Consider the following 25,557-nt stretch of genomic DNA (forward strand, 5'->3'; position numbering starts at 1 on the left):
TTTCTATGGTCTGTGATTGAAAAAATGCTGAAGCTCTTCCGCCAAATAGGATCGGATTTCTTCCTCGCTACCCCGCTCCATCAGCTCAATCAGCTCGGAGTGAAGCAGCATTGCGCTGATTTCACTGAGCACCTCCAAGCTCTCCTTCGGAAGCTGCTTCGGTGCCAGCATCAGCAGAATGACACCCGCCTCCGCCCCGTCCTCCAGCGGCGCTCGGTGCGCCAGCCGGAACAAGGTTAGAGACGGCCAGGAAATATAGCGGCTGCGCGTATGGAACAAGGCCAGCGTCGTATCCGGAATGAGCTGGGTGCCCATCCGTTCGCGCTCAAGCAAACGCTCCTTCACCTTCTCCGCATCACGGACAGCCCCGCGTTCAACCACCTTAGCCAAGGCTTCGTTCAATGTGCCCTGCAAATCATCCTGCCGATTATCCAGGTGGTATACATGGAAGCCACCCAAAAGCGTTACGATCTCGTTCATCAGGGCAGCCTGCATGCGTAGACGCTCGAATGATGCGACCCTATGCTCTACCTCGATTCGCTTATCTGCAGCCATGCCTCCGGCCGGTGTCAAGGATGTGCTCTGGATGAATTGCAGCAGCGCCTCTTTATCATCCGCCGTGAGCAGCGGACTTAATCTCACATACCGATCCTTCGGCAGCGGAAGATCAATGGTCGAAATAATGAGATCATATTGCTCCTTCGGTATCCGGGCCGCTTCATACCACGAGACGTTGCCGAGCACCTCAATCTGCGGCATCTCCTTATTCAGTCGTGTCCCGAGAAGCCTTGAGGAGCTAAGGCCGCTGGAACATACCAGAATGGCCTTCAAATGGTGCCCCAGCTGGTTCAGACGTTCGCTGGAAGCACCGAAATGCATAACCAGAAACCCGATTTCTTCATCCGGGATGGTCAAACCCAGCTTCAGCTCGTCAACCGAACGACGGACGATTCCAAACAGCTCCTCATAATCCTTCCGAATCGGGCTCAGCAAGGGATTCCGGATCCGGGTCCCTTCCCGAATCCGTTTCATGGCAGCCCCGATGTGTTCCACCAGACCTGCCCGCAGCGTGCGGTCCTCCTGATACGGAATGCCGGTGCGCCCCTGAACCCGTTCGATAAGACGTTGGGCGATTTCCACCATCTCCACATCCGTGTGAGCCAGTTCGCTGACCTCGGACATGTCCTTCGCAGATTCGAACAAATGAGCGATATATTTCATTTCAGGATCGTGAAAGTCAATCTTCAAGGTTTGACCAAGGCGACTCGCGAAAGCCTTTGCCTCCTCCGCTGAAGCGGAGGATTTGCCATATCCCGCAATATCCCTTGTCTCTATGCTCCGCCCCTGCTTGATCCTGTTTACGGAAACCGATAACGCTATGAGCATGGCAGTATAGGCACTTTCGCTAAGCCCCTCGGTCCAATCCCAGTTCATATCCCATAAACATTTCTCTACATCCAGCAGCACCGGTTTATCAATCATGGAGAGCAGACGGGCGGTCACAGGCTCGCTTTGATCACGATATCCATCCCCGACAAGATCGGAATAATCCAGATATTCCTCAACAAGCCGACAAATCGCCGATCGCCTTACACCTTCCGAGCCTTCAATCTCGATACCATAGCCTCTGCGGCGAATAAGGTTAAGATTAAACCGCTTCATCCATGGCTCCAGCTCATCCAGGTCATTACTGACGGTCGGCACGGTGACCTTTAAACTATGAGCCAAAGCAAACAGTTTGATGGGTTCATTCGCCTCAAGCAGGGCGCACAGCATAAGGATTTTGCGCTCTTCCACGGAATAATCGGCCGGCTTTCCTGCAAGCAGGCGCTTCCGCAGCTGAGCCATCTCCCCAAGCGTCTCCTCTTCCAGCCGGATACCCGTTCCCGACTTTTTATGAAGCAGAACGCCCGTACCCTGCAATTCCTTCTCAATCTCCTCCATTTCCCGGTGAACCGTCCTGACGCTGACCCCGACCTCAGCGGCTATTTCTGCAGCCGTCATGCCCTCGTTCCTGCTCATCAGGAGCAGAAGGATTTGTCGCTGGCGGGCAGTGATGTGTCCCAGACGCATGGCCCCCTTCTTCATGAAATGAAAGACAACGCCGGCGTAATACGCCAGCGTGTCATATGGTTTTAGGCTTATGTTAGTCTTTGAGTCGTTCCACCAGCTCATCATATCTCGGACTCTTCAGGAAGTTGTCGATGGAGATATGCTCCGCATTCGGATTCTTCGCGATGGCCCGCTCGGTGAGTGTCTTCTGGGTAATGACGATATCCGCATCATCCGGTATTTCACTGACCGCCGAGTTCACAACCGTAATGTCGACGCCCGCTTGCTGCAGTTTCTTTCTTAATACCGAGGCGCCCATTGCGCTGGAGCCCATGCCGGCATCGCAAGCAAACACGATTTTATTCACATTCTCTTTGTCCAGATTAGCTACAGCCGCCGAAGCAGGGGCGACTTGGTCGTTCATGCCGCCGGTTTTCATTTCTCTCATCTTGGCGGATGCTTCTTCCAAATTCGGCTCTTCTTCGGTCTGTTTGCCTGTTTTTAGCAGTAATGCCGCTACAGCAAAGGAGACCACCGTTGCAACAATAACACCGGCCAGGACCGCAATCAGACCACCTTTAGGCGCCATGGCGAAGTAAGCAATGATGCTGCCCGGCGACGCAGGGCCCACCAATCCGGCTCCAAGAATCTGGAAGGTGAAGGTGCCGGCAACACCACCTGCAATAGCAGCCAGGATCAGAACCGGCTTCATCAGAATATACGGGAAGTAAATCTCATGAATACCGCCCAGGAAGTGAATGACAACCGCCCCCGGCGCGGAAGACTTGGCAGATCCACGTCCGAAGAACCAATAGGCAAGAAGAATGCCTAGGCCCGGACCGGGATTCGACTCCAGCATATACAGAACCGATTGGCCGATACGTGCTGATTCCTCTGTGGCGATCGGACTGAAAATCCCGTGGTTGATCGCATTGTTGAGGAACAATACCTTCGCCGGCTCAACGATAATGTTGACCAGCGGAAGCAGGTTGGCATTGACCAATACGTCAACACCGGCTGACAGCGCTTGGGTAATGCCCTGTACAAGCGGCCCGATTCCGGTGTACGCCACCAATGTGAGCGCGCCGCCAATAATGCCGAGCGAGAAGTTATTCACCAGCATTTCGAAGCCGGATTTGATTTTGCCTTCAATCAGCTTATCGAACTGCTTCAATACCCATGCAGCCAGCGGACCGACAATCATAGCCCCGAGGAACATCGGAATCTCCGCTCCGACGATAACCCCGACCGTGGCAACCGCGCCGATAACCGCACCGCGTTTGCCGTGGATCATCTGCCCGCCCGTGTAACCGATCAAGAGCGGGAGCAAGTACTTGATCATCGGGTCAACCAGCGATCCCAGATTCTCGTTCGGGAACCAGCCGGTCGGGATGAACAGAGCCGTAATCAGACCCCAAGCAATAAACGCGCCGATATTCGGCATCACCATACCGCTAAGGAGACGGCCGAGCTGTTGTACCCTTACGCGAATGCCTTTGGAAGCGTTTGTATTTGTCTCGTTGGACATCGTATAGACCTCCTAGTCATATTTGAAAATAAATCGGAATGTTGTTGTGTCGCTATCATCTGACATCTCTATGTTAAGTCAGCCCGGCAAAAGGCTCAACGAAAGGAAAAGCGAGTTTCGTCAAGAATATTGTTGACAACTTTTAAAAGGATCATGTCGTTTTTTTGAAAATACCGCTGCACCGCGGTTTCATTCGTAGAGCAAGCCCGTCCCTTGATTCTGTAATTTCCAAGCTTTCACGCCTAAGCCACGTAATTTCACGGATTGCGTACATCCCCGTCATAAGTTCACAACATTCCTTCGGTAAACTGAACCTCATAACGGATAACAGCGTGAATCCGAACTTACAACGATGGAGGTTTTCCCGCAAAATGAACACCCCAGCAAGAAATCACATCGGCCTATCGATGTTTACTATCATTCTGTTGGCTTTGCTCGGTGTGCCCCGCGTGATTGCCCATGATTTGCAATGGGTCGATCCCCATGGGTTCATCAACCGGCTGCTTGTCTTTATTCCCCCGATCATCTGGATTCTTTATGTACTCGGGAAGCGGCATAGCGTAAAACATCCTTTTGTACCCTTAATGGTCATCGGCGCAGTCTATGGATTGCTCTTGGGCATTACCCATCAGCTATTGTGGAATATGGCATTCGAAACGCCGCCGGCCCTGGGCGACAACCTGGCTGATCTACCGGCAGCAGCTAACAGCTTTCTGACCAGAGCCTTTGCCTTCATCAGCAGCATGGTGACAGGTACAGTGGTCGGCATCGTCTCAGGTATGGTAGCCACGGTGCTTCATCCGCTGGTGAAGGGGCGATCAAGACGCTAACCATGAACGGGTCGATACAAAAAAAGAAGCGTCGAGAATCTCTCGGCGTTTCTTTTTCTTTAGCATGCTTTATGCTTCTACACAAAATGAGATAACACGAACACAGCCGGCGAATTCCAATAGATGGCCACCTCGTTGGTAGAATAGCTGTCCATCACATCGGCAAAGGAGGCTGCGGGTGCCTTGCCGGCCAAGTGCTCACGCGCGTAATCGTCATGAAGTCCCTTGTTCGGACCGCCAGAGAGTAGACCCGGGACTGGATCTTCCACGCCATCGCCTTCGGAAGGACGATGATGCGGGTGCAGGATTGGCTTAGCCCCATACCCTGTTACGTAGCTCATCCCCACCACGTTGGCCCCGAACACATAGTGTATGTGCTCGTGCACATGACGCTCATAGTCTTCAGAGCCAGACAGTCTTCCCGCCACCAGCAGGAGCATCGCATGATTCAATACCACCATATTGCTGCCCCAAATATATTGATCCGGCAGCAGCGAGATCCCATAACCGTCCCGAGCACTGACAGCGGCAAGCGCATCCGCACGCTGAAGCAGGCCCGTCATCAGTTCCTGCGCGAGCTCGGGCTCTTCTTCCCGCTCCGACATCAGATAGGCGAAGGTTCCATAGCCGCCCATGTCCGCCCATCCCAATTCGTATTTTTCGAAAGAGTCCTGCTTGGCTAAAGCTTGAAAAGCCTCATGATACCTCGCCTCCCCCGTTGTACGGTATAGCTCTGCCGCGGCCCAGTACCGTTCATCCTCATCCTGGGCGTCACCGTACTCACCTGTAGCGATATCAGCCGGATTGCGGAAGCCCGGCGCGTTCGGATGTTCCTCCAGCCATGCCCAAGCGCGCTCCGCTGCTCTCAGACAGCTCCCAGAGAAGGTTTCGTCGTAGGGAGAATATACCCGCGCCGACATCGCCATGGCTCCGGCAAAACAACCGGTTGCCGTTGCGGAGATTGGCGACAGGTACAGCGGGGCCGTATCGTCTTCCGGCATCACGTCTCCCGCCGGAAACCGCAAGGTGGTGAGTTTATGGAACACGCCTCCCGATGCCTCATCCTGCATGCGCTGCATCCATTCCAGCTCATACCGGCATTCATGAAGCACGTCCGGCAGGCGGCCGTCGCTTTCCGGCAGTGGGAGCGGCTGAGCAAACGCCTCCGGGTAAAACTCGAAAGCCAGCAGCAGGTCGGCTACCGCTTTGGCACCAGGCACGACATACTTGCCATAGTCGCCGGCATCATGCCATCCACCCCAGGCATCCACCTGTCGCGATTCGTCTCCATGAACGAAGGCAGGCGTAAGATGACATGCTCCGTGATGCCAGAGTCCGGCATGCAGCTCATCGAGTTTCGTCCCGCAGCGGAAATAATAAAACGCTTTCAATAACGCGCGGTGCGCATCCTCGTATACCTCGTCGGCTATTACAAAAGGAACGGACGCTTGCCCATTCTCCGCCTCGATCCGATAAGTGCCTGGCATTGCCCATGCGGTGAAATCGCCCCGGCTTACGATCTGCCCGCTGGCAGCATCCTCGATGGCCGGAGAGGTTTGCCCCTGCCAAACCACCTCGCCATTCAGGGAATCGACGACGTGAAACCGACCGCCCTGACCGGCAATAACGGCAATCTTTGCGTCCCGGCTCCGATAACCCAACTGGTTAACGGCAATGCCGTTTTGCTGTACGTGCTCCTTGTTCATCTCCTCTGCTCATCCCTTCCGATTGTCAATTCGAAATTCCCATGCTTTACAACTTCGATAGCTATGGTCATTTCCCTCTTATCCGCTGATAAATAGAACTGGAATGAAAGCAAGCCCTTCCTGCCGGTGAGGAAGAGCTTGTCTCTCATGTTATCATCTTGAGTTCATCGTGTACTTACGATCACGTTTGTCCATCCGCTTGTGTTTGCAAAATATAACCCTTTCCCCGGATGCTTTCAATGTCCAGAATGCCTCGCGTCTTCTTACGCACCCGATAGATCAGCGCATTCAGCTCCTCGGAGCTGACATCGGGCACTTCATCCGTTCCGCAGCTTCGCTCGGGCCAAATGTATACCTTAAGCTGATCCTTGGACACGAACTGCCCCTGGTGGTTGACCAGCAGCTCCATGCATTTGTACTCTTTTTCCGAAAACGCGTACACATCCTCGCCGTATACCAGCTCCTGCTTGAAAGGATTCAGCCTAAGCCCGCCGGAGGCCTCAACCGCCGCGAACTGCTTGATCAGCGGGGTAATGTCCATCGTCTCATCCATGCTGAGGATGGAGAAGGACAACACGATCAGATCTCCAGCGAGTACAATGGTATCTCCATGCTGAAGGGGAATTTCATCATGGGGATCCAGCCGTTTCTGATTGACGAAGGTACCATGCTTGCTGTTTAGATCCTTGATGCTGAACTTCCCGTTTCGATACAGCAGCGCTGCATGCCGCCGGGATACAAAAATGTTATCAAACGCGATATCCGGATCAAAATGCTGGCCCTTGCGGCCAAGCACTGTTATGGGTTTGGTCAAAGCTATGACGTCTCCACGTTCATAGGGGTTCCCCCGCTCCACCATCAAAAAGGAGGATTTGTCCATCATGCTCCCTCCCGTTCTTATTATAACTGCTCATTGTGTTTATCAGTTCGCTATTATGCAATTGTTATGGTCCAGCTATTGAGTATGCGCCCAAAATCACTAAGATTTAGGAAAGAAGGATTTAACTAGAGAACTTAAATAGAGATATAGATAGAGATAAATATAATCTACTACTGCATATTGTATACGATTTTGGGGGATTGGATCATGCGAAAACTAAAAAGATGGAAGAAGATCATACTGTTTGTTCTTGTGCTGTTTGTATTTCTGTTTGTAAATAATACATCCCTGTTCACCAAAGACCGGGACGCCCAGCCGCTGCTGCTGGCGCACCGCGGGCTTGGCCAGACCTTCTCGATGGAAGGCATTCAAGCTGACACTTGCACCGCCTCCCGCATCTATGTGCCGGAGCATGCTTACCTGGAGAATACCATTCCGTCCATGAAAGCCGCATTCGAAGCAGGCGCCGATATCGTGGAACTGGACATCAAACCAACCAAGGACGGCCAGTTCGCCGTCTTCCATGATTGGACCCTGGAATGCCGCACCAACGTGGAGGGCTCGGTCAAGGATTATACCATGGAGCAGCTAAAAAACATAGACATCGGGTATGGCTACACGGCCGATCAGGGAGCAACTTATCCTTTTCGGGGAAAGGGATTCGGGCTGATTCCGTCGTTAGACGAGGTATTAGAGGCATTCCCTGACGGCTCCTTCCTGATCCATATCAAAAGCACCGACCCCGAAGAGGGAAAACTCCTGGCAGAGTATCTCTCCGGACTGCCGGTGAAGCGTCTCAGCCAGCTGACCGTTTACGGAGACGATGAGCCGATTCGTGCTTTAAAATCACAGCTTCCCTCCCTGCGCGTCATGTCGATGGGTACGCTGAAGAGCTGTCTCGTATCCTACGCCGGAGCCGGCTGGAGCGGCTACCTTCCATCGGTTTGCCGAAACACCCAGCTGCATATACCGGAAAAATATGCCCGTTACTTGTGGGGATGGCCGGATAAATTTCTGAACCGGATGGACAGCATCAATACACGCGTCATCCTCGTCGCCGGGGACGGCGGCTGGTCGGAAGGCTTTGACTCCGCAGCGGATTTGGAGCGACTGCCGGAAGACTACAGCGGCGGGATTTGGACGAATCGGGTTGACGTTATCACCCCCGAGCTGACCATCAAGAAGAATGAATAATCGAAGGGTCCCCTATGTCATTCAACTCATCCATACGGGCGTGTTGATAACCCGCGTAAACCGGAATATCCGCCCGCTAAAAAGCTCCTGCCCCGCTGCGGGGCTTTTTTTATTTTCACGGGGTGAAAGGCAAAGTTTTTGGGACGTTTTTACCGATTACTATTAATAGGGGTCTTTTAGCCTAATTACATACTAGAATCATTGAATATATAGGAGTTGATATTTTGGCCAGGGAAACAGAGAAAAAAGGAATGGCGTGGTTTAAGAGTGCCCGCTCGAATCAGAACCAGCCCGAGAAGAACAGTACCGAACAAGAGGATATTGCCGTAGCGGCAGAAGAAGAGGCGGCTTATTCCGCGGAGCCTGAACTGCCCGCTGCAGAAGGAAACAAACAGCTATTCTCCAAGGATAACCAGGACAAGATCGGCCTCGATGTCATTGTTTCGATCGAGAACATGCTGAAGGAACGGCAACTGTTGACCTATAAGAATAGAGGCCTGGAGGATCAGCTCTTTACCGCGAACGAAACGATCAACCGGTATAAGCATGAGCAGATCAAGAGAGATCAGCTGGTTCAGGAGAAGAACAAGGAAATCCGCGAACTCGAGAACGTGCTGACTAACAAACAGATGACCTACGACCAGCTGCTGGAGGATTACAAGGAATACCAGCTAACGTCGAACCTGGCGTATGAGAAGCTCTCCAACCAGTTGGAAACCGAGACCGCCAAGTACAACAAGCTCTATGAGGAGTCTAACAATACGCAATATCAGAGCATGCTCAAGATCAACTCCCTTGAAGAGAAGGTCCGGGAGCTGGAGATTGCCAACCAGAAGTACGCGGAGCAATACCAGAACATTCTGGATGATAAAGCCAAGCTTATGCAGACCATCAATGATTTTACCGAGAAGATGTCCTTCTCCTTCTCACCGAAAACCACGGCTTCCAATACACCATCGGAATAATCATATCCGCATGAACAGCTAGAGAAAGGGGGGCCATCATGTCAGAATCCTATGGCAAAATCATAGAGCTGCTGGCGATCGAGAGGGATACCGAAGCATTCGGTCTACGAATCAACCTATCCCTTATAGAATCGGCGGAGCTAATATGGTTAACCGATAACGAAACCATAGCGAATATAACAGCCGTGTCGGAGTTCGACGGGGTTCATAAATACCGATTATCCTTGCATACCGCATGGGATGCAAACAAACAGCAGTACATAGGTTCCATTACGCGTACATATCGTGATCATAGTGAGCGGTTTTCATTTGCCTGCTCCGTTCATTTCAGGAACGAATTAGAGTCCATCAAGAAGATCCGACATGTAGATGACTTGCACACGCTGCCCTTCCTGTCCACGCATCGATCCGAAGCGGATCAGCCCGAGGAGATGCAAGCCGAAGAGCACATAAAGACCTCTCGTTTCGCAAGGAAACGGCGCCATCTTCCGCTTAAGCTGGTAAGCGCCGTCATGATGAGCTTGATTTTTGTTGTATTATTAAGTTCATTTAACTACTCATATCCCGGTGACATACGTCCTCACCCTGCAGTAACGGCCACTGCGGAAGCAGAGACCGTCATCCAATTGCTTGCCGAGAACCGGAGCGCCCTCATCGCGAAACCCGTGGCAGCCTTAAGGGCGAAAGAAGCGGAGAGCAAACCGAAGGATATCAACCCCTCTGCCTCCCTTCCGCAGCTGGAGCTGGAGGATTTCATCTCGTTCGGCCTGCCCAAAGGCTATGTAGCCCTTACTTTCGATGATGGGCCATCCAAGCACTCCATCGATATTATGAACGTCTTAAAAAAATACAAGGTTGGCGGAACGTTCTTCTTCGTTGGCACCAACGTGAAAAAGCATCCCGACTATGTCAGGGCCATCCATGCGAACGGATACTCCGTCGGCAGTCATTCCATGACCCATAGCCAGATGCCAAGCCTTGCCTATGAACAGCAGCAGGCAGAGTTGACCCGCGTGGCCAACCTCATCGAGCATATTACCGACGAGAAGCTGGTCCTCTTTCGCCCGCCCTACGGGGCCTTTGACGATCGGACCGAGGCGTTAAGCCGGCAGCAAGGCAGTAAAATGGTGCTCTGGAACCGGGACCCCGAGGATTGGCTGACCCGCGACGAGGATAAAATCCTCGATTATGTCCAGCATATCGAGGCTTCCGGCTCCATCATACTCCTGCATGAATCGCAGGCTGTTGTGGACGCCTTGCCGAAGATTATTAAGCACCTGCAGGATCAGGGGCTCACTATCGTCAGTTTGCAATAATCAACCTATGCCTTAAGAAAAAACGTCTATCGGCTAACTTTCTCAGCAGACAGACCGCATTTAGTGGAAGTTTTTCTTGCGAGATAAGAATGGTTAGCCTCTGAAGTTTAAGAAAAGGCCGTACCCGTTGTTCTGTAAACATCGGGTACGGCCTTTTATTATGGATAAACAAACGATGGTCCGAGAAGCTATAATTATTCGTCCCCCGGCCTTCTTAAAGGCTTTAGGAACAAAAGCGTAGAATAAGTATGTTCGAGGTGAACCTATGACAACCTGGATTTCTGACCGCAAGAAAGCCATTCTTGCTATCATCGCCGTTCTAGCTTTTACCGGCATCGTCTTCATAGCCTACTCTATCATCCACAGCAAGGAGAATCCCGACGTGACAGCAGCGTTCATTGAAGAGCATATGACCAACGATAATGGTACCATTGCCACCTATCTCAAGCCCGCTTCCTCCGAGCACCCGGACATCGTTGCCGGAAGGGAAGCTTTATCCGAGTCACTTGGGCTTTGGATGCTGTACGCCGTCATATCCGGTGATCGATCACGGTTCGACGATAGCGTCCAGCTTCTCACCACCTATTTTCTCCATCAGGAGCCGGAACCCTATATCCGGTGGAAGCTTACGCCGGACGGTGAATCCGAGGTAACGACCAATGCGCTGGGTGATGATCTTCGAATTCTCGACGCCCTGCTGAAGGCGTTCAAGCGCTGGAGCGATGAAGAATACCTTCAATTGGCGCAGGAGATCGGCTCCACATTGCAGGCCTCCGCTCAAACCCAAGGATATTTAGTAGATTATCATGATTTTAAGCGAAATGAATCGGCAGCCGTGTTGAGCCTGGTCTACGCGGACATATCGGCACTGCGCGAAATGCAGAATAACGGAATCCTGTCCCGCCAAGAGTATGAGCAGTATCAGGATCTGCTCTCCCACATGCCTTCCGACGGTGTATTCTATCCCAAAACCTATCAGATCGGCTCCGGTCGATATGAGTATGACGCATCGGTCAATCTGATTGACCAGCTGATCGTTGGCATCCATCTGGCGGAGATGGATCAGCCGCCCAAGGAGCTCATGCAATTCCTGAAGGGAGAATTCCAGCAGAATCAGCAGCTGGTAGGCCGCTACAACCGGAAGACACGAAAGCCCGACGCGGCATATGAATCGCCTGGCGTTTACGGCCTGGCTATTATCCTGGCGTTGAAATCCAATGACCTCCCTTGGGCCCGGCAATTGCATGATCGAATGATCCAATTCCGAGGCCAAGATCCCTCATATCCGGGAGGGTATGTGTTTGATGGGAATACGCATGCTTTTGATAATCTGTTTCCTCTGCTCGCGGAGACGCTGTTAGAACCAACCGTGAAATAATCGCTCGTCGCTGGAACCTCTAGCGTCTTAACAGACTTCCGATGAGCATATACACACCCGTAAAGATTACAATGATACAGGTGAATATTTGGACTGCGTTCTGGTTATTTATATCTTTTTAACAAATTCCGATTTCAATTTCATAGCCCCGAATCCATCGATTTTGCAATCGATATCGTGATCGCCATCGACCAAACGTATATTTTTCACTTTCGTGCCTATTTTCAACACAGAGGAGCTGCCTTTTACTTTAAGATCTTTGATGACCGTTACGGAATCGCCGTCAGCCAAGACATTTCCGTTCGCGTCTTTGATGACCTTCGTATCTTCATCATGCTCCGCTTCGGACCCCAAGGCCCATTCATGAGCGCATTCCGGGCAAACCAGGAGGTTCCCATCCTCATATGTATATTCAGAATTACATTTCGGGCAATTCGGCAAAGTAGACATCGTTTCGTATTCTCCATTCGTTTTATACTAACTATACCCTATATTAGAAACCTATGCTGGCCAAGTACTTGTCTTACACGAGGACTATTTCTTCCCGCAGACACCGTAGAAGAACATATGAACGATTCCCTCCAGGAAGCCGTCCATATCATCACTTTGCTGGGCCATAGCCAGAATCGATTCATATTGATTCATGAACAGCTGAATAAAAGCCAGGACTTGGTCCGTCGACACCTCCGGTGAAATCTCACCGCTGTCCTTGCCCTCCTCAATAATCTGGATGGTGAGCGGAATGGCTTTGTTCCTGTACTGCTCCTCCATATAACGGGCCAATTCTTCGTCATCGATTAACAACTCTTTGATCAATCCGGGCGGGAAATCACTGTAGGACTCCTTCTCCAGAAAAATAATGTGCTCGATCTTCTCCTTCAAGGAATGGCCTTCGCTCATATATTCCTCAAAATCCCGGATCGCCTTATCAAAATAGTTGCGAAATACCTCGCGCAGCAGCTCCTCCTTGCTGCCGAAGTAATTATAAATCGTCACCTGTGATACCTTGGCTGCCTTGGATATATCGGCAATCCGAATCCGCTTCAGCTCCGAGGTTCGGACCAGTTCCAAGGTGGTTCTCATAATCTTCTCTTTGATCAGATTCGCTCTTTTCTCAAAACCGTTCATTTCCCTTCATCCTAACTCCTAAGATTAATTATGTAATTAATGAAATTTATACGTAAATTAATTTCATGAAATCATTGACGATACCACAAGCCAGGTATATTATAACATATGAAATATCCGATCTATAATATTTCATTTTTTATTTTCCGGAGGTGGCGGCATGTTAACCGTTCAACATTTGACGAAGACATTTTCCAACGGAAGGGGCATCTTCGATGTATCATTTTCGGTCGAGCCGGGCGAGGTTTTTGGTTTTTTAGGGCCGAATGGCGCCGGAAAATCAACGACGATTCGGCACATCATGGGTTTTATGAAGCCGGATCAGGGATACGTCAAGGTGAATGGACTGGATACCTGGAGGGAACAAGGGAAGTTTCAATCGGATGTAGGATATCTGCCAGGAGAAATTTCCTTTATCGAAGGGATGACCGGAAAGACCTTTCTGGATTTCATGGCCGATATGCAGGGGATCCGGGACTTGTCCAAGCGGAATCAATTGATCGATCGTCTACAATTCGATGTTCAGACCCCGATTCGTAAAATGTCCAAAGGAATGAAACAAAAGGTCGGGATCGTCGCTGCCTTCATGCATAATCCCAAGGTCATTATCCTGGATGAGCCCACTTCGGGACTCGATCCGCTGATGCAGAAGGTGTTTATTGAGATCGTTCTTGAGGAGAAAGCCCGCGGTACAACATTCTTGATGTCATCCCACAGCTTTCAGGAAATCGAGAGAACCTGTGACCGAGCCGCCATTATCAAGGACGGGGGCATCATAGCCGTTAAGGACATCCATGAGCTGCAATCCATGCAGCGGAAGCTGTTCGAAGTCAACTTCGTGCATCCAAGCGATGCCGAGGCCTTCCGGAGCTCGGGGCTGCTTATCGAATCTTATGAAGGCAATCGGGTGAGGGTAGCCGTCCAGGGCAACTACGATCAGTTTATCCAAGAGACGGGCAAATACCCTGTGCGCAGTATCGACGTCTTCACCCAGAACCTCGAGGATATTTTCATGAACTATTATGATCGGAAGGGGATATCGGAATGAATGTCACCTTATATAAACAGATGATGAAAGTCTATATGAAAAGCTTGATGAACTACGCTTTCGGGTCCGCTTTCTATATCCTCCTGATGTTCTGGTTATATCCCAGCATTGCCAAGAACACAGGAGCCATCGATGATCTGGTCGCGTCGATGCCGGAAGGCGTCGGAAAAGCCTTCGGCCTCAATGGCTTCGGTACAGCGGAAGCTTTTATCTCCGGGGAATATTACGGATTAATTCTGGTTCTTATCCTGGCTATCGTCTGCGTGCAGCTGACGACCCAGCTTATGGCCAAATTGGTCGATCAGGGCTCGATGGCCTATTTGCTGTCCGCCCCGACGACAAGAGGGAAAGTGGCGCTCACGCAGGCCATGGTTATGACGAGTGGGCTCTTCCTTATCTTGGCTGTCACGACGTTGGCCGGATTCGCCGGAAGCGCTTGGCTGCTGGGGGATTCCTACGAATTTAATACCGCCCGATTCATCCAGATGAACGCAGCGGCGTTCCTGCTCTTTTTTGCCATCTCCAGCATCTGTTTTCTCGTGTCCTCGCTCTGTAATGACGAGAAGAAGGCACGAAGCATTTCCGGGTTGATTACGTTTGGGTTCTTCAGTCTGGATGTGATCAGTAAATTCAGCGAGAAGATCGAATGGATGCGCAACCTTACCCTCTTCTCTCTCTATCAGCCTGGTGATATCGTAAACGGGACGGGGGATTCCACGGTAACCTCCCTCGTGTTAGCCGCCATCGGCCTCATCGCATTCGGTTTGGCCGTCGTGTTATTTCGAAAACGTGATCTGCCGCTGTAATCCAGCATATGTATTTGTACTGAAAGACAAGAAGGGCACCCTAATTGGATGCCCTCTCTATATTTATTCTGCTAGTATTCTATTATTCGCTTCCCCCGTGATAATGGACTTTGCCTGCTCCAATGCCGAAACGACCTTATCGCACCATAGATCAAACTCTTCGTCTTCCCTCTGATGCTCCGGATGCGCTAATATATAGTCCACCGTCTGCTTGATTCCTTGATCGGCGCGAGTGGTTGCTACGAAATCGGGCACCAGCCGCTTCAGCTTGCTGTTATCGAACACAACGGTATTCGCTTTGTCTCCCAATAACGAGCCGCGGAAGTCCTGCGTGCTCGTGGCATCCAGGAACTCGGAAGACACATGGACCGCGTTCAACTGCACGCCAAGGGCATCGGCAATCATTTGGTATATTTGATTCCAGGTGAGCGACTCATCCGATGTGATCTGCACCGACTCCCCAATGGCATGGATATTGCCCAGTAAACCAATGAAGCCTTTTGCAAAATCCGTGTTGTGCGTCAACGTCCACAGCGACGTTCCATCCCCATGAATGAGGACGGGTTTATTCTCCAGCATCCGCTTCACGACCTGCCAGCTTCCTTGGCTGCCGTGCACGCCGAGTGGAATGGACCGCTCATCATACGTATGGCTAGGCCTTACGATCGTTACCGGGAAGCCATGTTCCCGATACTGCTTCATCAGATAGTCTTCGCAAGCGATTTTATTCCTGGAATAGGCCCAGTATGGATTGGATAAAGGCGTGCCTTCCGTAATGCGATAATCGGATAGTGGCGTCTGATAGGCGGAAGCGGAGCTGATAAAGATGAATTGCTTGGTTTTGCCCGCAAACAGACGGTAATCTCTTTCCAGATCGGCCGGTTCAAAGGCAATGAAATCAGCCACCACATCAAATTCAAGATCCTGAATCAGCTGTGCTACACGACCCTCGTCATGGATATCGGCTTGCAAAATATGTGCACCTTCCGGCAGAACGTCATTTCGATTTCCCCGATTCAACAGGTAAAGCTCGCACCCCTGTTCCAGCAGTTGCCTCGTAATCGCCGAGCTGATCGTTCCCGTTCCTCCAATAAACAGCGCTTTCATAACCTGCACCTCCGGTAGCAATAATGAGAAGACTGCAACTTGACCTTCTATCCCTTACGATAGCATGGGCACGGGTGCATTACAATTTCCAAAAGGTTTGGACCGTACAGGATTTTTGCGCAGAGGGTGGAGTAGGAAGCATTGCAGAGGTCGTGCGTGAACCAGCATGAAGGCGAATGTATAAGCTGTTGTGACGTGCAGAAAGACTCCCGTCTGTTCGCGGCAGGAGGAAGTCTTTTCGTTTTCATAATATCGCATTCATTCTTATGTTATTTCACCCACTTATGCAGCAGTGGACCTTCCTCTCCAAAGACAGGATCCGTATCCGGCACAGGCACGCTTCGGATTTCGTTGATCGCCTGGGCCCGGTCCGTCGGGTTCCGCTCCCTCATATTCGGCGTATTCCCTTCGGGATAGGCACCGATCACTTCGAAGTCGGGCGTACTGGTAAGCTTCATATGTGCAGTGCCCGCCGGCAGGACGATCACGTCACCTGTAGCAAGCTCCAGCCGCTCCCCTGCATCGCCGCCCACAAGGACCGTCGCGCTTCCGGATCGCACGCCCAGGACTTCGTGCGTATTGCTGTGATAATGATGGTAATCGTATACGCCGCCTGACCAGCTGCCGCTCCAGTGATGCCGGTTAAAGGCTGCCTCCAGCCCGCTCGGGTCATCCGCGAATACCCCATTGTACACAATGACGGGCAGATCGGGATTGTTGGGAACCTCTCCATCATCATTCACGAAAAATGATCTGACATGTACCTCCACGACTATCCGCTCCTTTCGACTCATTGTTCACTCGTGTACCAGTACCCGGGCCGAGCGGGTCTCAAACCATATTCTTGCAAGAAAATTCCCGTATACGCCCCCATAAATGGGAAGGAATCGTCCCCGATTCTCTGTATTAGATTCACTAGTGCTTTAGTCTGGAAAAAGTGATTGCCAACCCAGAACCTGGAACTATATTATAGAATCACGAATCCAGCGAAACAGCTGGATTACAGTATTCATCAAAACAAGGGGGAACATGCTTGAAACACAAATTAATCGTAAAAATGATGACCACAGCGGCATTGCTGAGTGCTTGCGCCTTCCCAGCGTACGGAGCTCCGACATCGCTTAAGGACATCTCCAATTCCTATGCAAAGGATGCCATTCTGGAGCTGGTCGACAAAGGAATCATCAACGGGAAAGGCAATGGCACGTTTGATCCTACCGGTAAGATTCACAGACAGGACTTTGCCATTATCCTGGCCAAGGCGTTGTCCCTGGATGTATCATCGGTTCCTCCGTCACCAACATTCAGCGACATTCCGGCCACTCATTATTCTTACACATTCGTGGAGGCTGCAGCCAAAGCCGGCTTAATCAAAGGCCAGGGAAATGGGGAATTTGGCTTTGGTGAGAACCTGTCACGCCAGGATATGGCCGTCCTGTTCATCCGGGCTCTCGGCGTAGATGCAAGCGGAAAGGCTGCCGAGCTGGGTAATTTGAATTTCAACGATGCAGCCTCGATCTCAAACTACGCCAAGGATGCCGTTGCTGCGGCTATCGAGCTGCAGTTAATCAATGGCCGCACGGACGGCTCGTTTAATCCTGCAGGCAGTGCGGACAGGCAATCCGTGGCCTTAGTGACAAGCCGTTTCCTAAAAGCCAAGGAAGAGCTCCCTCAAACTCCCGATCCGGCCCCGAAGCCAGGCAATCCAACACCTCCTCCATCCACTGAAAAGCCTGTGCCACCACCATCTACCAACAACAATTCCGGCGGCGGCGTTCCTACCGCTCCAAGCAATCCGGGCACGCCCAGCCAATCCGATACGACACCGCCTACGGTGACCATGGTTTCAACCTCTCCGGTCATGACTGATCTGCACGTCGTCGTTAAAAGCTCCGAATCAGGCACCGTGTATCTCGTTCCCGCTTCACAGACGGCCAATACCAAAGCCCAACTGGAATCCTTGGTTGCCCAGAAGCTCGCTAACAAGGCAACCGTCATATCCGCCAATGCGGAAACCGCCATAGCTACCACCCATTTGGCCGTGGGCGACTATAAAGTCTACGCAGTGGATTCTGCAGGCAACGTATCTGCGGCTACCTCTACAATCGTGCTGCAGGCACGGGTTATGGAACAGCCTACCCTTTATTTTTCCGATCAACGCACCCTTGTATTTGCCTATAACGAAAACCTGAATCCTCTGTTCGTTCCTGCGGTTGAAGACTTTTCCGTCTATACCGAGGATGGAATTCTAAAATTCCCGAAAGCCATAGAACGTGTACGCATCATAGAGAATAAGGTGGAAGTCACGCTTGCGGAGACGTTGCCGCTGGGGAGATCCGTTAAGGCAGCTTTTAACCCTCTTGATTCTGGTGCATCAGTCCGCAGCCTCACGGGGAAAATTTCCCCCGTCGTAGGTCCCGCATCCGTTACCTATTTGCCGGACAACGTAAAGGAAATGCTGGACGATCTGATTGAGGAAGCCACGACACTCATGGAAAGCGCCGAGATCGGAAACACGTTGGGCAAATATCCGCAACATGCGGTCGAAAGCCTTAACGGGGCGATTCAATTCGCTTCTTCCGCAGCTGAGAATCCGGATGCAACGCCCCAGAGTCTCGCTGAAGGTTATAACGGTCTTTCTTCCTTTATGGGAGTTTTCCGGAGCCTTCAGGTTAAGCCGTTAACGGTATCGCTTGCCCAAGACGCATCCTTTGTTCTCAACCCCAAAATACAAGGCACCCATACCGTTATTTCCGGTTATACAAGCGTGGATGATACCTATAATAAACGGAGCATCCAGAAACTGATCCAGGTCAAACGTGACGGAAGCAACGCACAGATCGATTATCAATACAACCAAGGCAAATTAGAAATGAACATACTTCAAGACAATGAAGTTGTCGGCCATATCGAGATCGAGTCTTCGGATCCGTCCCTTGTACAGGTATCGGGCGAGTCTCCAAACGGTATAACGGTTAAACCGATCTTTGGCGCTCAGGAGAACTCCACGGCATCGCTTCGCTTTAAAATCATCGAGAGCGGCAAGGAAACCGGCAGCGTCGAATTGCCTGTTACATTCGACTTTACGCCACCAACGGTGACCCAAGCCACCTATGACAGCAGCCAGGGAACATTCACCCTCATGTCAAATGAACTTGTCTACTCATACAGTGACACGATTCCTTTGTCGATTCTTGTTGACTACTCAGGAAATAATGATTTTAGCAGCAACTCAATCGATATTTTCCCATTAATCCTTGAGGAAGATTTCATGTACAACATCATCAACGACAGAAGTGGAATCAGCATATCCCTTACCCCGAAAGGAGTAGCGAAACTGTCCACTCAGCTCCCAGGAGGAACGTTCCGACTTACCATCAATGGGATGAGTGATTTGGCAATGAATTGGCAGATGAGGATCGTACACGTTCCTGCTCGATAATTGCCTGCACCGGGTATCCATGTATGGAACGGGTCCTTTGTTATCCTGGGAGAACTGCCGCGGATCCAGCGTCTGGAGCCGCCCGGCGGTTACCTGGCTATTCCACCAAAAAAGTCTTCTCCCAGCGTCACGTCCTGATATTCCACAGCCATAGCCTGATATGTCATCATACACGCTGCTGCTCTAAAGTCTGTTTTAACCGATTCAGCTGCCGAAAATGATGACGGTAGTGCATCTCGATGAGCAAAAACCACTCTTGGGCATGCAATCCTCCGAACCTCGGATGGGGGACGGTATGCTGCAGGGATGCTTCACCTAGCTTCGGCTCGGTTTGTCTCATTCGTTGGATGACGGTATCCAAACCTTGCATCAACTGCTCTTTGGTTGCAGGCTGCTCCGGCGTATATTGAGGAGACGGCGGAACCTGAATGCGGATGGGTGGGAAACTGCCCTGTTCGAATATCGCCATACCTTGTTCCGTTTTTCCCGTTGGAGAGGCGGGTGCATCCCCGGTCGGGTTTAAACATAACTCAATATTTCGCAGATGCATGGACAGCGCAGATTGAATCAAGTGCTGATACATTTGCCCGATCGACCACTCGTCCGCTGCCTGTCTGTACTTTAGCTCCTCCATGCTGAAGCCATCCAGCTCCTGCAGATAAACCTGCACCGTCTCTTCAAACCGCTGCAAAACTTCCGTTGTATTCATATCAACCACTCCCTTAATCGTCTTTGTACCCAATATATAAAAACGCTACTGACAACGTCATGTCAGTAGCGTTTTAACATCTTTTCCGCTTCGTTGCGGATCCGGTCACGGAAGGATTCCGGCTCAAGGACAACGACATTCGATCCCCAGCCGAGCACCCACTGCATGATCTCCTCCGGCCGGCGAATGCGAAAGCTCACAAGCAGCCCGTCCTCGCATTCTTCCACTGTCTCCATGTAATAATTGCCTGCTTCCTTAACTCGATCCGCAATCTCGGGATTTACCAGAATCCGAACCCACAGGTTACGGTCATCTGGAGGTCGATAGTCCTCCAAGTTAAAATGCGGCGGCATCTCAAAACGCTCCTCAAGGACCCTTAGTTCCTTCATACGGGACAGCCGAAAATGACGAATGCCTTGCCGGAGGTCACACCAGGCAACTAATGTCCATGAACCTTGAAGAAATGCCAGCCCATAAGGAGCTGCCGACCGAAAGCTCTTTCGGTCGCCTTTGGAATCGGGCGTTTTCTTCACATAATGGAATTCAACCTTACGCTCTTCCAGTATGGCGCGGCGAACCATTCCAACATAATCCTTCTCTTCCCCTGAAGTTGCCTTGTTACCGGGAGTAATCAGCCGCATGGTCTTCCGAACCCGGGAGGCATCTGCACGGACAGGCTCCGGCAGAATAGACTCTATCTTTTTGCGGGAAGCCTGAGCTTTCAAACCATATCCTGCGTCAAAGCGTTGTTCGATGAAATCCGTTCCGATGAGGAGTGCCACCGCTTCCTCCGCCGTGAACATGACCGGCGGCAGAAAATACCCCGCCATTAACGAGTATCCTTGCCCGGGAGCTCCCATCACCGGTACGCCCGCTTCGCTAAGGGCCTGGATATCCCGGTAGATGGTCCGGACGCTCGTCTCGAATATGGACGCCAAATCTTCAGCCCGCACAACCTTACGCTGCTGAAGCTCAAGCACGATAGCCAGCATCCGATCTGTTTTGTTCATGCTGCTGAACCTCCCGTTCCATGATGAAAGCCTGTAGTCTAGTTCGTTTCCGTTCCGGCGGAAGTTCTGCCAGAATAGAAGGTGTGGCTTAAACCTTTCCCCAGTACACCTTCGTCTCGTAATCAAAAAACACGCAGCCATCCTGCTCATTCCGTTCAAATATCGTGCGCAGTTCGTTCAACATCGGATCGTAGCTCGGATGCCCCGGCAGCGGAGCGTAAGAGGACGAGTGCAAACGGCCGCATAATCCCTCATAATCAAACGTCTGCCGATTGAAGAATTTTGCCTCCTTCATGTCCCCTGCCCGGAAAAAAGCAGCCAGCGTTTCGTGCGCAATGTTCTTCTGATCCACTTCTTTATAATCGGTGCCATAGGTTAGGAGCAGCTGCTCATACGCTTCCAGGAACGGCATTCCCTGCGTGAGCCTGGAATTCCATATCAGGGCAACCTTCCCGCCCGGTCTCAGGATCCGCCGGAACTCCGATTGGGCCGCGTCACGGTCAAACCAATGAAAAGCCTGGGCGCTCACGATATGATCCACCGATTGATCAGGCAGCCCCGTCGCTTCGGCTGAACCCGAGACCATTCGAAAGCCGGGCTCGCCTCCAAGGTCCGATTCGGCAGCTTCCCGCATCGCCTGATTGGGCTCCACGGCCGTAACGCGGCTCCCCCGTTTCAGCAGCAGCTTCGTGAATATCCCCGTCCCGGCACCCACATCGGCAATCCTGCCGTCCAATCCTACCGTATCGTACAAATAATCCATGACCTCTTGCGGATAACTCGGGCGATACTTCGTGTACGAATCGACGCGATTCGAAAACCGTTCCTTGCTGTTCATCCTAAACCACGCTCCCATCCAAGTTATAAGCGAAATCCAGACCATCATTATCACAGTTCCATTAGATGAAACTCGATTTCATTTTCAATTCCATTTTATAATAACACTCGCTTAGTAGCCAGCATTTATTGTTGGGCAAGGCTTCCGCCAATTCATGTCATCCTGCACCAGCAACAAAAAAGCCCGATATCATCTGGTTACAGACTCAGGGCTCATACTCGCTCAGCTTCCCTTCATAGATCAGCTGCAGGCGCTCGCTTTGGCGGAAATCGTCCGGCGTCACCAAGGCGGGCAGCTTATCCCATAGTCTGACTCCGGACCGCTGCAGAATCTCCGCCACGAATTGCGAACAGAAGTAGGAATTGCTGAATTCGATCGGTTCCTTTAGCGCGATGCCCAGGACGCCCAATATATTATAAAAATATTTTTTGTCCTTTCGGATAAAAGCCTGCAGAACCCGCTTCATTTTCGCGATGTCGCGTTCCGATACCTGAAGCTCATAGATGACGCACGTCGTGTTGGGATATTTGCTGAACGTTCCCGTCTTCAAATCCTCCTTTACAAACCCGCCGTTCAGAGGGTTGTTCGGATTCTTTCTCCCGAAGCTATATAACTCCGACAGCTCCCGGTTAAAGGATATCGAAGCATGGTTGTAAGGTGCTCTCGTGTAGCCCTGAATGACTTTCGTAAAGAGCGTTCCGGTATTGGTAAGCAGTATAAAGACCGATTGATCGTCTACCATTTACGAAATTTCCCCTTATTCATATTGAATTATTCCTTCATAATAACATATGATTCCTTTAGTAGAACAAGAATGATACCCGTGACAAGTTGGTGATGATAGGCATATGGACAGCTCGCTTTTAACCTTAATCCTGATATTCTCCGTCTTATCGGTCATCCAGCTCCTCTATTACGTGATGAGCAAGACGCAGCCGAATATCGACTATACCGAAGTCGGATTTCGCATCAAAACCTGGTGGGGCATGCTGGTCATCTTCTGCTTGGCGACGCTTCTGAATCCGGTGGTTTCCCTGCTATCCCTTATGGTGTTAACCTTCTTTACGCTCAAAGAATATTTCTCGATGATCAAAACACGAAAAGCCGATCGTCGCTTATTTCTGTGGGCGTATTTAACCATACCGGTCCAATTCTATTGGATCTACATCGAATGGTACGGGATGTTTATCGTGTTTATTCCGATCTATGTATTCCTGGTGCTGCCGCTTCCGCGATTGATCAATAAAGGCACTGTGGGATTTATGCGCAGCGTCAGCTCAACCCAATGGGGCCTGATGCTCATGGTGTTCGGTCTCAGCCACCTGGCCTATTTCCAGTTTGCCACGCCCCAGTATGGAGCAGGGCTGGTGCTGTTTCTCGTCGTCTTAACGCAGCTGAACGATGTGGTGCACACGATCGCCTCCCTTTATTTCGGCAAACGAAGAATCGTGCCGACCTCGAACCCGAATCTGACTTGGGAAGGCTTTGCCTGCGCGTTTATCGTAACCACCGCGAGCTCCTATCTCATCTATCCCTATCTGACGCCGCTCAGCCCGACATTTGGCCTTCTGTCCGGCATGCTGATCAGCCTCGGCGGCTTCTTCGGCAGCTTGACGGTTTCGGTGCTGAAGCGCGATTTGTTAATCGGGGATGACGGGCGATTCGATGCCTTGAAAAAAAGCTATTTGAGCCGGGTCGACAGCCTGACCTATACCTCACCGATCTTTTTTCATTTCATCCGTTACTTTTACGACTTTATGTAGTTACGTGCCAGACAACCTCTCTCTCAGGTGCAGCACGAGGCGCTGCAACCTTTAGAAGCCATAACCATGCGAGCTTAGGCTCAACTTGGTTATGGCTTTTTTCAATGCACGAAATCCTCCTATTAGTACGATACCCTTGAATCCTTGTTCTCCATGGGCTACCATGCCAAATCGCTTTAGCCTCCTAAAATATAGAAAGACGAACCAAAACAGAGACTGCTCTCGAAAAGCATCTATGTATTCGTTTTCTTGCTCCATAGAGCGGTTTTACATTTATGAGCCAATTACGATAGTTTATTACATAGAGTGTCATATGGATTTATATGTAATTAAAGGTTTTAAATGGATGATATTACCCCTTTAAACCTGAATTTTATCCCTTGACATTGCTTGCTATAGAAACAGCGCATACCTAATCCAAGTCCCATAGAGTAGGCGCACCATACTGGTCTTCATTACAAAGAGAGACAGAGAAGAGAGGAGTGAGGAGTTTGCAGTACTTTTTTTATGGATTAGCCGGCGTATTTCTCGTGTTTCAAACCCTGTATACGTTCATCCCGCTGTTATGCAGCAAGGTGAAGAAGCTGAATCCCGATCTCGCCGAAAAATCAATCTCTGTGCTCGTCCCCGCTTACAACGAGGAGCTGACGATCCGGAATTGCATCGATGCCATGGCCGGCTTGCATTACAGCAACTATGAAATCATGATCATCAACGACGGCTCCAAGGACGGGACGTTATCCGCGCTTGACGAACTCCTGGATTTGGAGCCGGATGCCAGGATGGCAGACCGTAAACTGACTTACAAGCCCATAAAAGGATTCTATCGCTCGAGTCGATACCGCCATATTTACGTTATTGATAAGGTCAATGGCGGGAAAGCGGACTCGCTGAATGCGGGCATCGATTATGCCGCCTCCGATATCGTGATCACCTTGGATGCGGACAGCATGCTGGAAGCCGATTCGCTCATGTACGTGAATCAATATTTTCACGATGACGACATCATTGCGCTGGGCGGTACCGTCAAAATTGTACAAGGTGCCGTACGGAACAAGAACGGTGCCATCGTTGAAAAGTTTCGCGGAAGAGGGCTCATTAAGAGCCAGATCATCAATTATACGCACGGCTTCTACGTCCGCAAGCTCACGCAATCGTATTTTAATTCCATCGTGGTGATTTCAGGCGCCTTTGGCGCCTTTTATAAAGACGTTCTCGTTCATGTTAACGGCTTCCGCAGCACGGTGGGGGAGGATATCGACATTACGCTGAAAATTCACGAGTACATCAAAGCCAATCAGTTGAAGAAAAAACTCGTCTACGCCCCCGAAGCGGTATGCTATACCGAATGTCCGGAGAATCTTCCGAATTTCTATAAGCAGCGCATTCGCTGGCAGAAGGCGTTCATTGACTGCATTCTCATCTATTGGTCCAGGCTGTCCCGGAAATTCAGCGTCAGCGTGAGCCTGTTCTTTGCGATTGACGGATTTATGCTGGGGACGCTCTCGGCGTTTACCACGATATTTTATCTGGGGCAGACCCTGATCGTTGGCGGGAACATCCTGCATGCGATCATCTTCCTGCTGATGAGCGTGCTGCTGAATGCCGCACAGATCATCATCGCCCTGTACTTATGCCGTAAATATGGCAGCACCTATACATTCTCCGATTATGTGAAGATGTTCTTGTTCAGCCAAGCGGAGCTGTTAACCTATCGAAATTTGCTGCTGTACATTAACATTGCGGGGACGTTCAAATATTTTGACAATGATGAGGGCTGGGGCTTCGTGGAGCGCAAAGGCGTAGCTGCCATCAGCCAGAACATTGCCGCAGGATCGAATTAACTTATGGTGAAGG

Annotated in this window: 24 protein-coding genes; 11 read left to right on the top strand and 13 right to left on the bottom strand. The window is 50.8% G+C overall.

Annotated features, from left to right (window positions below):
- Positions 1-3: 3 nt before the first annotated feature.
- Both PAEVO_RS30430 and PAEVO_RS30435 read right to left on the bottom strand, forming a co-directional pair.
- Complete coding sequence (locus tag PAEVO_RS30430; protein ID WP_100541366.1) at positions 4-2,073, bottom strand: BglG family transcription antiterminator; 2,070 nt, start codon at positions 2,071-2,073, stop codon at positions 4-6.
- A gap of 73 nt (positions 2,074-2,146) precedes the next feature.
- A complete protein-coding gene (locus PAEVO_RS30435) occupies positions 2,147-3,580 on the bottom strand; it encodes a PTS mannitol transporter subunit IIBC (protein ID WP_100541207.1) in 1,434 nt (477 codons plus the stop codon).
- Positions 3,581-3,987: 407 nt separating this feature from the next.
- On the opposite strand from PAEVO_RS30435, the gene PAEVO_RS30440 reads away from it, so the two are divergent.
- Complete coding sequence (locus tag PAEVO_RS30440) at positions 3,988-4,410, top strand: hypothetical protein (protein WP_243390995.1); 423 nt, start codon at positions 3,988-3,990, stop codon at positions 4,408-4,410.
- A 77-nt stretch (positions 4,411-4,487) separates the two neighbouring features.
- Here the strand turns inward: PAEVO_RS30440 and PAEVO_RS30445 are convergent, their stop codons facing one another.
- From PAEVO_RS30445 to PAEVO_RS30450, 3 genes are read right to left on the bottom strand one after another with little or no spacing between them, the layout of a single operon-like run.
- Positions 4,488-6,116 (bottom strand): glycoside hydrolase family 9 protein, encoded by a 1,629-nt coding sequence (locus tag PAEVO_RS30445; RefSeq protein ID WP_100541209.1) that lies wholly within the window; start codon positions 6,114-6,116, stop codon positions 4,488-4,490.
- Positions 6,113-6,265: a hypothetical protein gene (locus PAEVO_RS34040; protein ID WP_165789780.1), complete on the bottom strand. Its 153-nt coding sequence runs from the start codon at positions 6,263-6,265 to the stop codon at positions 6,113-6,115. The genes PAEVO_RS30445 and PAEVO_RS34040 overlap by 4 nt, the downstream gene beginning before the upstream one ends.
- 32 nt (positions 6,266-6,297) lie before the next feature.
- On the bottom strand, positions 6,298-6,996 hold the full coding sequence (locus PAEVO_RS30450) for an FHA domain-containing protein (protein ID WP_100541210.1): 699 nt from the start codon (positions 6,994-6,996) through the stop codon (positions 6,298-6,300).
- 207 nt (positions 6,997-7,203) lie between these two features.
- Between PAEVO_RS30450 and PAEVO_RS30455 the strand changes: the two genes are divergently transcribed.
- From PAEVO_RS30455 to PAEVO_RS30470, 4 genes are all read left to right on the top strand, one after another.
- Positions 7,204-8,190, top strand: a complete 987-nt coding sequence (locus tag PAEVO_RS30455) for a glycerophosphodiester phosphodiesterase family protein (RefSeq protein ID WP_100541211.1) — start codon at positions 7,204-7,206, stop codon at positions 8,188-8,190.
- Positions 8,191-8,414: 224 nt separating this feature from the next.
- The gene (locus PAEVO_RS30460) at positions 8,415-9,155 is read left to right on the top strand and encodes a hypothetical protein (RefSeq protein ID WP_100541212.1); all 741 of its coding nucleotides are present in this window, start codon (positions 8,415-8,417) and stop codon (positions 9,153-9,155) included.
- A gap of 38 nt (positions 9,156-9,193) precedes the next feature.
- Positions 9,194-10,471, top strand: a complete 1,278-nt coding sequence (locus PAEVO_RS30465) for a polysaccharide deacetylase family protein (RefSeq protein ID WP_100541213.1) — start codon at positions 9,194-9,196, stop codon at positions 10,469-10,471.
- A 265-nt stretch (positions 10,472-10,736) separates the two neighbouring features.
- Positions 10,737-11,849 carry a glycosyl hydrolase family 8 gene (locus tag PAEVO_RS30470; RefSeq protein WP_100541214.1) on the top strand — a complete coding sequence of 371 codons (1,113 nt, stop codon included), beginning with the start codon at positions 10,737-10,739 and terminating at the stop codon, positions 11,847-11,849.
- Between the two features lie 108 nt (positions 11,850-11,957).
- Here PAEVO_RS30470 and PAEVO_RS30475 read toward each other — a convergent pair whose 3' ends face one another.
- Both PAEVO_RS30475 and PAEVO_RS30480 read right to left on the bottom strand, forming a co-directional pair.
- Complete coding sequence (locus tag PAEVO_RS30475) at positions 11,958-12,299, bottom strand: zinc ribbon domain-containing protein YjdM (protein WP_100541215.1); 342 nt, start codon at positions 12,297-12,299, stop codon at positions 11,958-11,960.
- 84 nt (positions 12,300-12,383) lie between these two features.
- Positions 12,384-12,977, bottom strand: a complete 594-nt coding sequence (locus PAEVO_RS30480; RefSeq protein ID WP_100541216.1) for a TetR/AcrR family transcriptional regulator — start codon at positions 12,975-12,977, stop codon at positions 12,384-12,386.
- 160 nt (positions 12,978-13,137) lie between these two features.
- Here PAEVO_RS30480 and PAEVO_RS30485 point away from each other — a divergent pair, with 160 nt between their 5' ends.
- Both PAEVO_RS30485 and PAEVO_RS30490 read left to right on the top strand, forming a co-directional pair.
- Positions 13,138-14,025, top strand: coding sequence for an ABC transporter ATP-binding protein (locus tag PAEVO_RS30485; protein ID WP_100541217.1), 888 nt, complete (start codon positions 13,138-13,140; stop codon positions 14,023-14,025).
- Between the two features lie 20 nt (positions 14,026-14,045).
- On the top strand, positions 14,046-14,831 hold the full coding sequence (locus tag PAEVO_RS30490; protein ID WP_243390996.1) for an ABC transporter permease subunit: 786 nt from the start codon (positions 14,046-14,048) through the stop codon (positions 14,829-14,831).
- 63 nt (positions 14,832-14,894) lie between these two features.
- Here the strand turns inward: PAEVO_RS30490 and PAEVO_RS30495 are convergent, their stop codons facing one another.
- Both PAEVO_RS30495 and PAEVO_RS30500 read right to left on the bottom strand, forming a co-directional pair.
- Entirely contained in the window at positions 14,895-15,938 is a 1,044-nt protein-coding gene (locus PAEVO_RS30495; RefSeq protein WP_100541219.1) for an SDR family oxidoreductase, read from the bottom strand.
- Positions 15,939-16,207: 269 nt separating this feature from the next.
- Entirely contained in the window at positions 16,208-16,708 is a 501-nt protein-coding gene (locus PAEVO_RS30500) for a cupin domain-containing protein (RefSeq protein WP_100541220.1), read from the bottom strand.
- A 263-nt stretch (positions 16,709-16,971) separates the two neighbouring features.
- Between PAEVO_RS30500 and PAEVO_RS30505 the strand changes: the two genes are divergently transcribed.
- The gene (locus PAEVO_RS30505) at positions 16,972-19,380 is read left to right on the top strand and encodes an S-layer homology domain-containing protein (protein WP_100541221.1); all 2,409 of its coding nucleotides are present in this window, start codon (positions 16,972-16,974) and stop codon (positions 19,378-19,380) included.
- On the top strand, positions 19,381-19,518 hold the full coding sequence (locus tag PAEVO_RS34045) for a hypothetical protein (RefSeq protein WP_165789781.1): 138 nt from the start codon (positions 19,381-19,383) through the stop codon (positions 19,516-19,518).
- A gap of 28 nt (positions 19,519-19,546) precedes the next feature.
- Here the strand turns inward: PAEVO_RS34045 and PAEVO_RS30510 are convergent, their stop codons facing one another.
- From PAEVO_RS30510 to PAEVO_RS30525, 4 genes are all read right to left on the bottom strand, one after another.
- A complete protein-coding gene (locus tag PAEVO_RS30510; RefSeq protein ID WP_100541222.1) occupies positions 19,547-20,089 on the bottom strand; it encodes a DinB family protein in 543 nt (180 codons plus the stop codon).
- 62 nt (positions 20,090-20,151) lie between these two features.
- The gene (locus PAEVO_RS30515) at positions 20,152-21,099 is read right to left on the bottom strand and encodes a helix-turn-helix transcriptional regulator (protein WP_100541223.1); all 948 of its coding nucleotides are present in this window, start codon (positions 21,097-21,099) and stop codon (positions 20,152-20,154) included.
- Between the two features lie 88 nt (positions 21,100-21,187).
- Positions 21,188-21,937: a class I SAM-dependent methyltransferase gene (locus PAEVO_RS30520; protein WP_100541224.1), complete on the bottom strand. Its 750-nt coding sequence runs from the start codon at positions 21,935-21,937 to the stop codon at positions 21,188-21,190.
- Between the two features lie 205 nt (positions 21,938-22,142).
- Positions 22,143-22,679 carry a hypothetical protein gene (locus PAEVO_RS30525; protein ID WP_009591201.1) on the bottom strand — a complete coding sequence of 179 codons (537 nt, stop codon included), beginning with the start codon at positions 22,677-22,679 and terminating at the stop codon, positions 22,143-22,145.
- A 106-nt stretch (positions 22,680-22,785) separates the two neighbouring features.
- Between PAEVO_RS30525 and PAEVO_RS30530 the strand changes: the two genes are divergently transcribed.
- On the top strand, positions 22,786-23,700 hold the full coding sequence (locus PAEVO_RS30530; RefSeq protein WP_100541225.1) for a phosphatidate cytidylyltransferase: 915 nt from the start codon (positions 22,786-22,788) through the stop codon (positions 23,698-23,700).
- 491 nt (positions 23,701-24,191) lie between these two features.
- Positions 24,192-25,544 carry a glycosyltransferase family 2 protein gene (locus PAEVO_RS30535; protein ID WP_100541226.1) on the top strand — a complete coding sequence of 451 codons (1,353 nt, stop codon included), beginning with the start codon at positions 24,192-24,194 and terminating at the stop codon, positions 25,542-25,544.
- Positions 25,545-25,557 lie beyond the last annotated feature (13 nt).

Origin of the sequence: Paenibacillus sp. GM2FR (assembly GCF_002803325.1) — a bacterium.
Classification (GTDB): Bacteria; Bacillota; Bacilli; order Paenibacillales; family Paenibacillaceae; genus Paenibacillus_AQ; species Paenibacillus_AQ lautus.

What these genes read in the sequence shown, in the direction of transcription:
- PAEVO_RS30430 (WP_100541366.1), bottom strand. Translation starts at nt 2,073, where the DNA reads ATGCGTCTGGGACACATCACTGCCCGCCAGCGACAAATCCTTCTGCTC.
- PAEVO_RS30435 (WP_100541207.1), bottom strand. Translation starts at nt 3,580, where the DNA reads ATGTCCAACGAGACAAATACAAACGCTTCCAAAGGCATTCGCGTAAGG.
- PAEVO_RS30440 (WP_243390995.1), top strand. Translation starts at nt 3,988, where the DNA reads ATGTTTACTATCATTCTGTTGGCTTTGCTCGGTGTGCCCCGCGTGATT.
- PAEVO_RS30445 (WP_100541209.1), bottom strand. Translation starts at nt 6,116, where the DNA reads ATGAACAAGGAGCACGTACAGCAAAACGGCATTGCCGTTAACCAGTTG.
- PAEVO_RS34040 (WP_165789780.1), bottom strand. Translation starts at nt 6,265, where the DNA reads ATGAGAGACAAGCTCTTCCTCACCGGCAGGAAGGGCTTGCTTTCATTC.
- PAEVO_RS30450 (WP_100541210.1), bottom strand. Translation starts at nt 6,996, where the DNA reads ATGGACAAATCCTCCTTTTTGATGGTGGAGCGGGGGAACCCCTATGAA.
- PAEVO_RS30455 (WP_100541211.1), top strand. Translation starts at nt 7,204, where the DNA reads ATGCGAAAACTAAAAAGATGGAAGAAGATCATACTGTTTGTTCTTGTG.
- PAEVO_RS30465 (WP_100541213.1), top strand. Translation starts at nt 9,194, where the DNA reads ATGTCAGAATCCTATGGCAAAATCATAGAGCTGCTGGCGATCGAGAGG.
- PAEVO_RS30470 (WP_100541214.1), top strand. Translation starts at nt 10,737, where the DNA reads ATGACAACCTGGATTTCTGACCGCAAGAAAGCCATTCTTGCTATCATC.
- PAEVO_RS30475 (WP_100541215.1), bottom strand. Translation starts at nt 12,299, where the DNA reads ATGTCTACTTTGCCGAATTGCCCGAAATGTAATTCTGAATATACATAT.
- PAEVO_RS30480 (WP_100541216.1), bottom strand. Translation starts at nt 12,977, where the DNA reads ATGAACGGTTTTGAGAAAAGAGCGAATCTGATCAAAGAGAAGATTATG.
- PAEVO_RS30485 (WP_100541217.1), top strand. Translation starts at nt 13,138, where the DNA reads ATGTTAACCGTTCAACATTTGACGAAGACATTTTCCAACGGAAGGGGC.
- PAEVO_RS30490 (WP_243390996.1), top strand. Translation starts at nt 14,046, where the DNA reads ATGATGAAAGTCTATATGAAAAGCTTGATGAACTACGCTTTCGGGTCC.
- PAEVO_RS30495 (WP_100541219.1), bottom strand. Translation starts at nt 15,938, where the DNA reads ATGAAAGCGCTGTTTATTGGAGGAACGGGAACGATCAGCTCGGCGATT.
- PAEVO_RS30510 (WP_100541222.1), bottom strand. Translation starts at nt 20,089, where the DNA reads ATGAATACAACGGAAGTTTTGCAGCGGTTTGAAGAGACGGTGCAGGTT.
- PAEVO_RS30515 (WP_100541223.1), bottom strand. Translation starts at nt 21,099, where the DNA reads ATGAACAAAACAGATCGGATGCTGGCTATCGTGCTTGAGCTTCAGCAG.
- PAEVO_RS30520 (WP_100541224.1), bottom strand. Translation starts at nt 21,937, where the DNA reads ATGAACAGCAAGGAACGGTTTTCGAATCGCGTCGATTCGTACACGAAG.
- PAEVO_RS30525 (WP_009591201.1), bottom strand. Translation starts at nt 22,679, where the DNA reads ATGGTAGACGATCAATCGGTCTTTATACTGCTTACCAATACCGGAACG.
- PAEVO_RS30530 (WP_100541225.1), top strand. Translation starts at nt 22,786, where the DNA reads ATGGACAGCTCGCTTTTAACCTTAATCCTGATATTCTCCGTCTTATCG.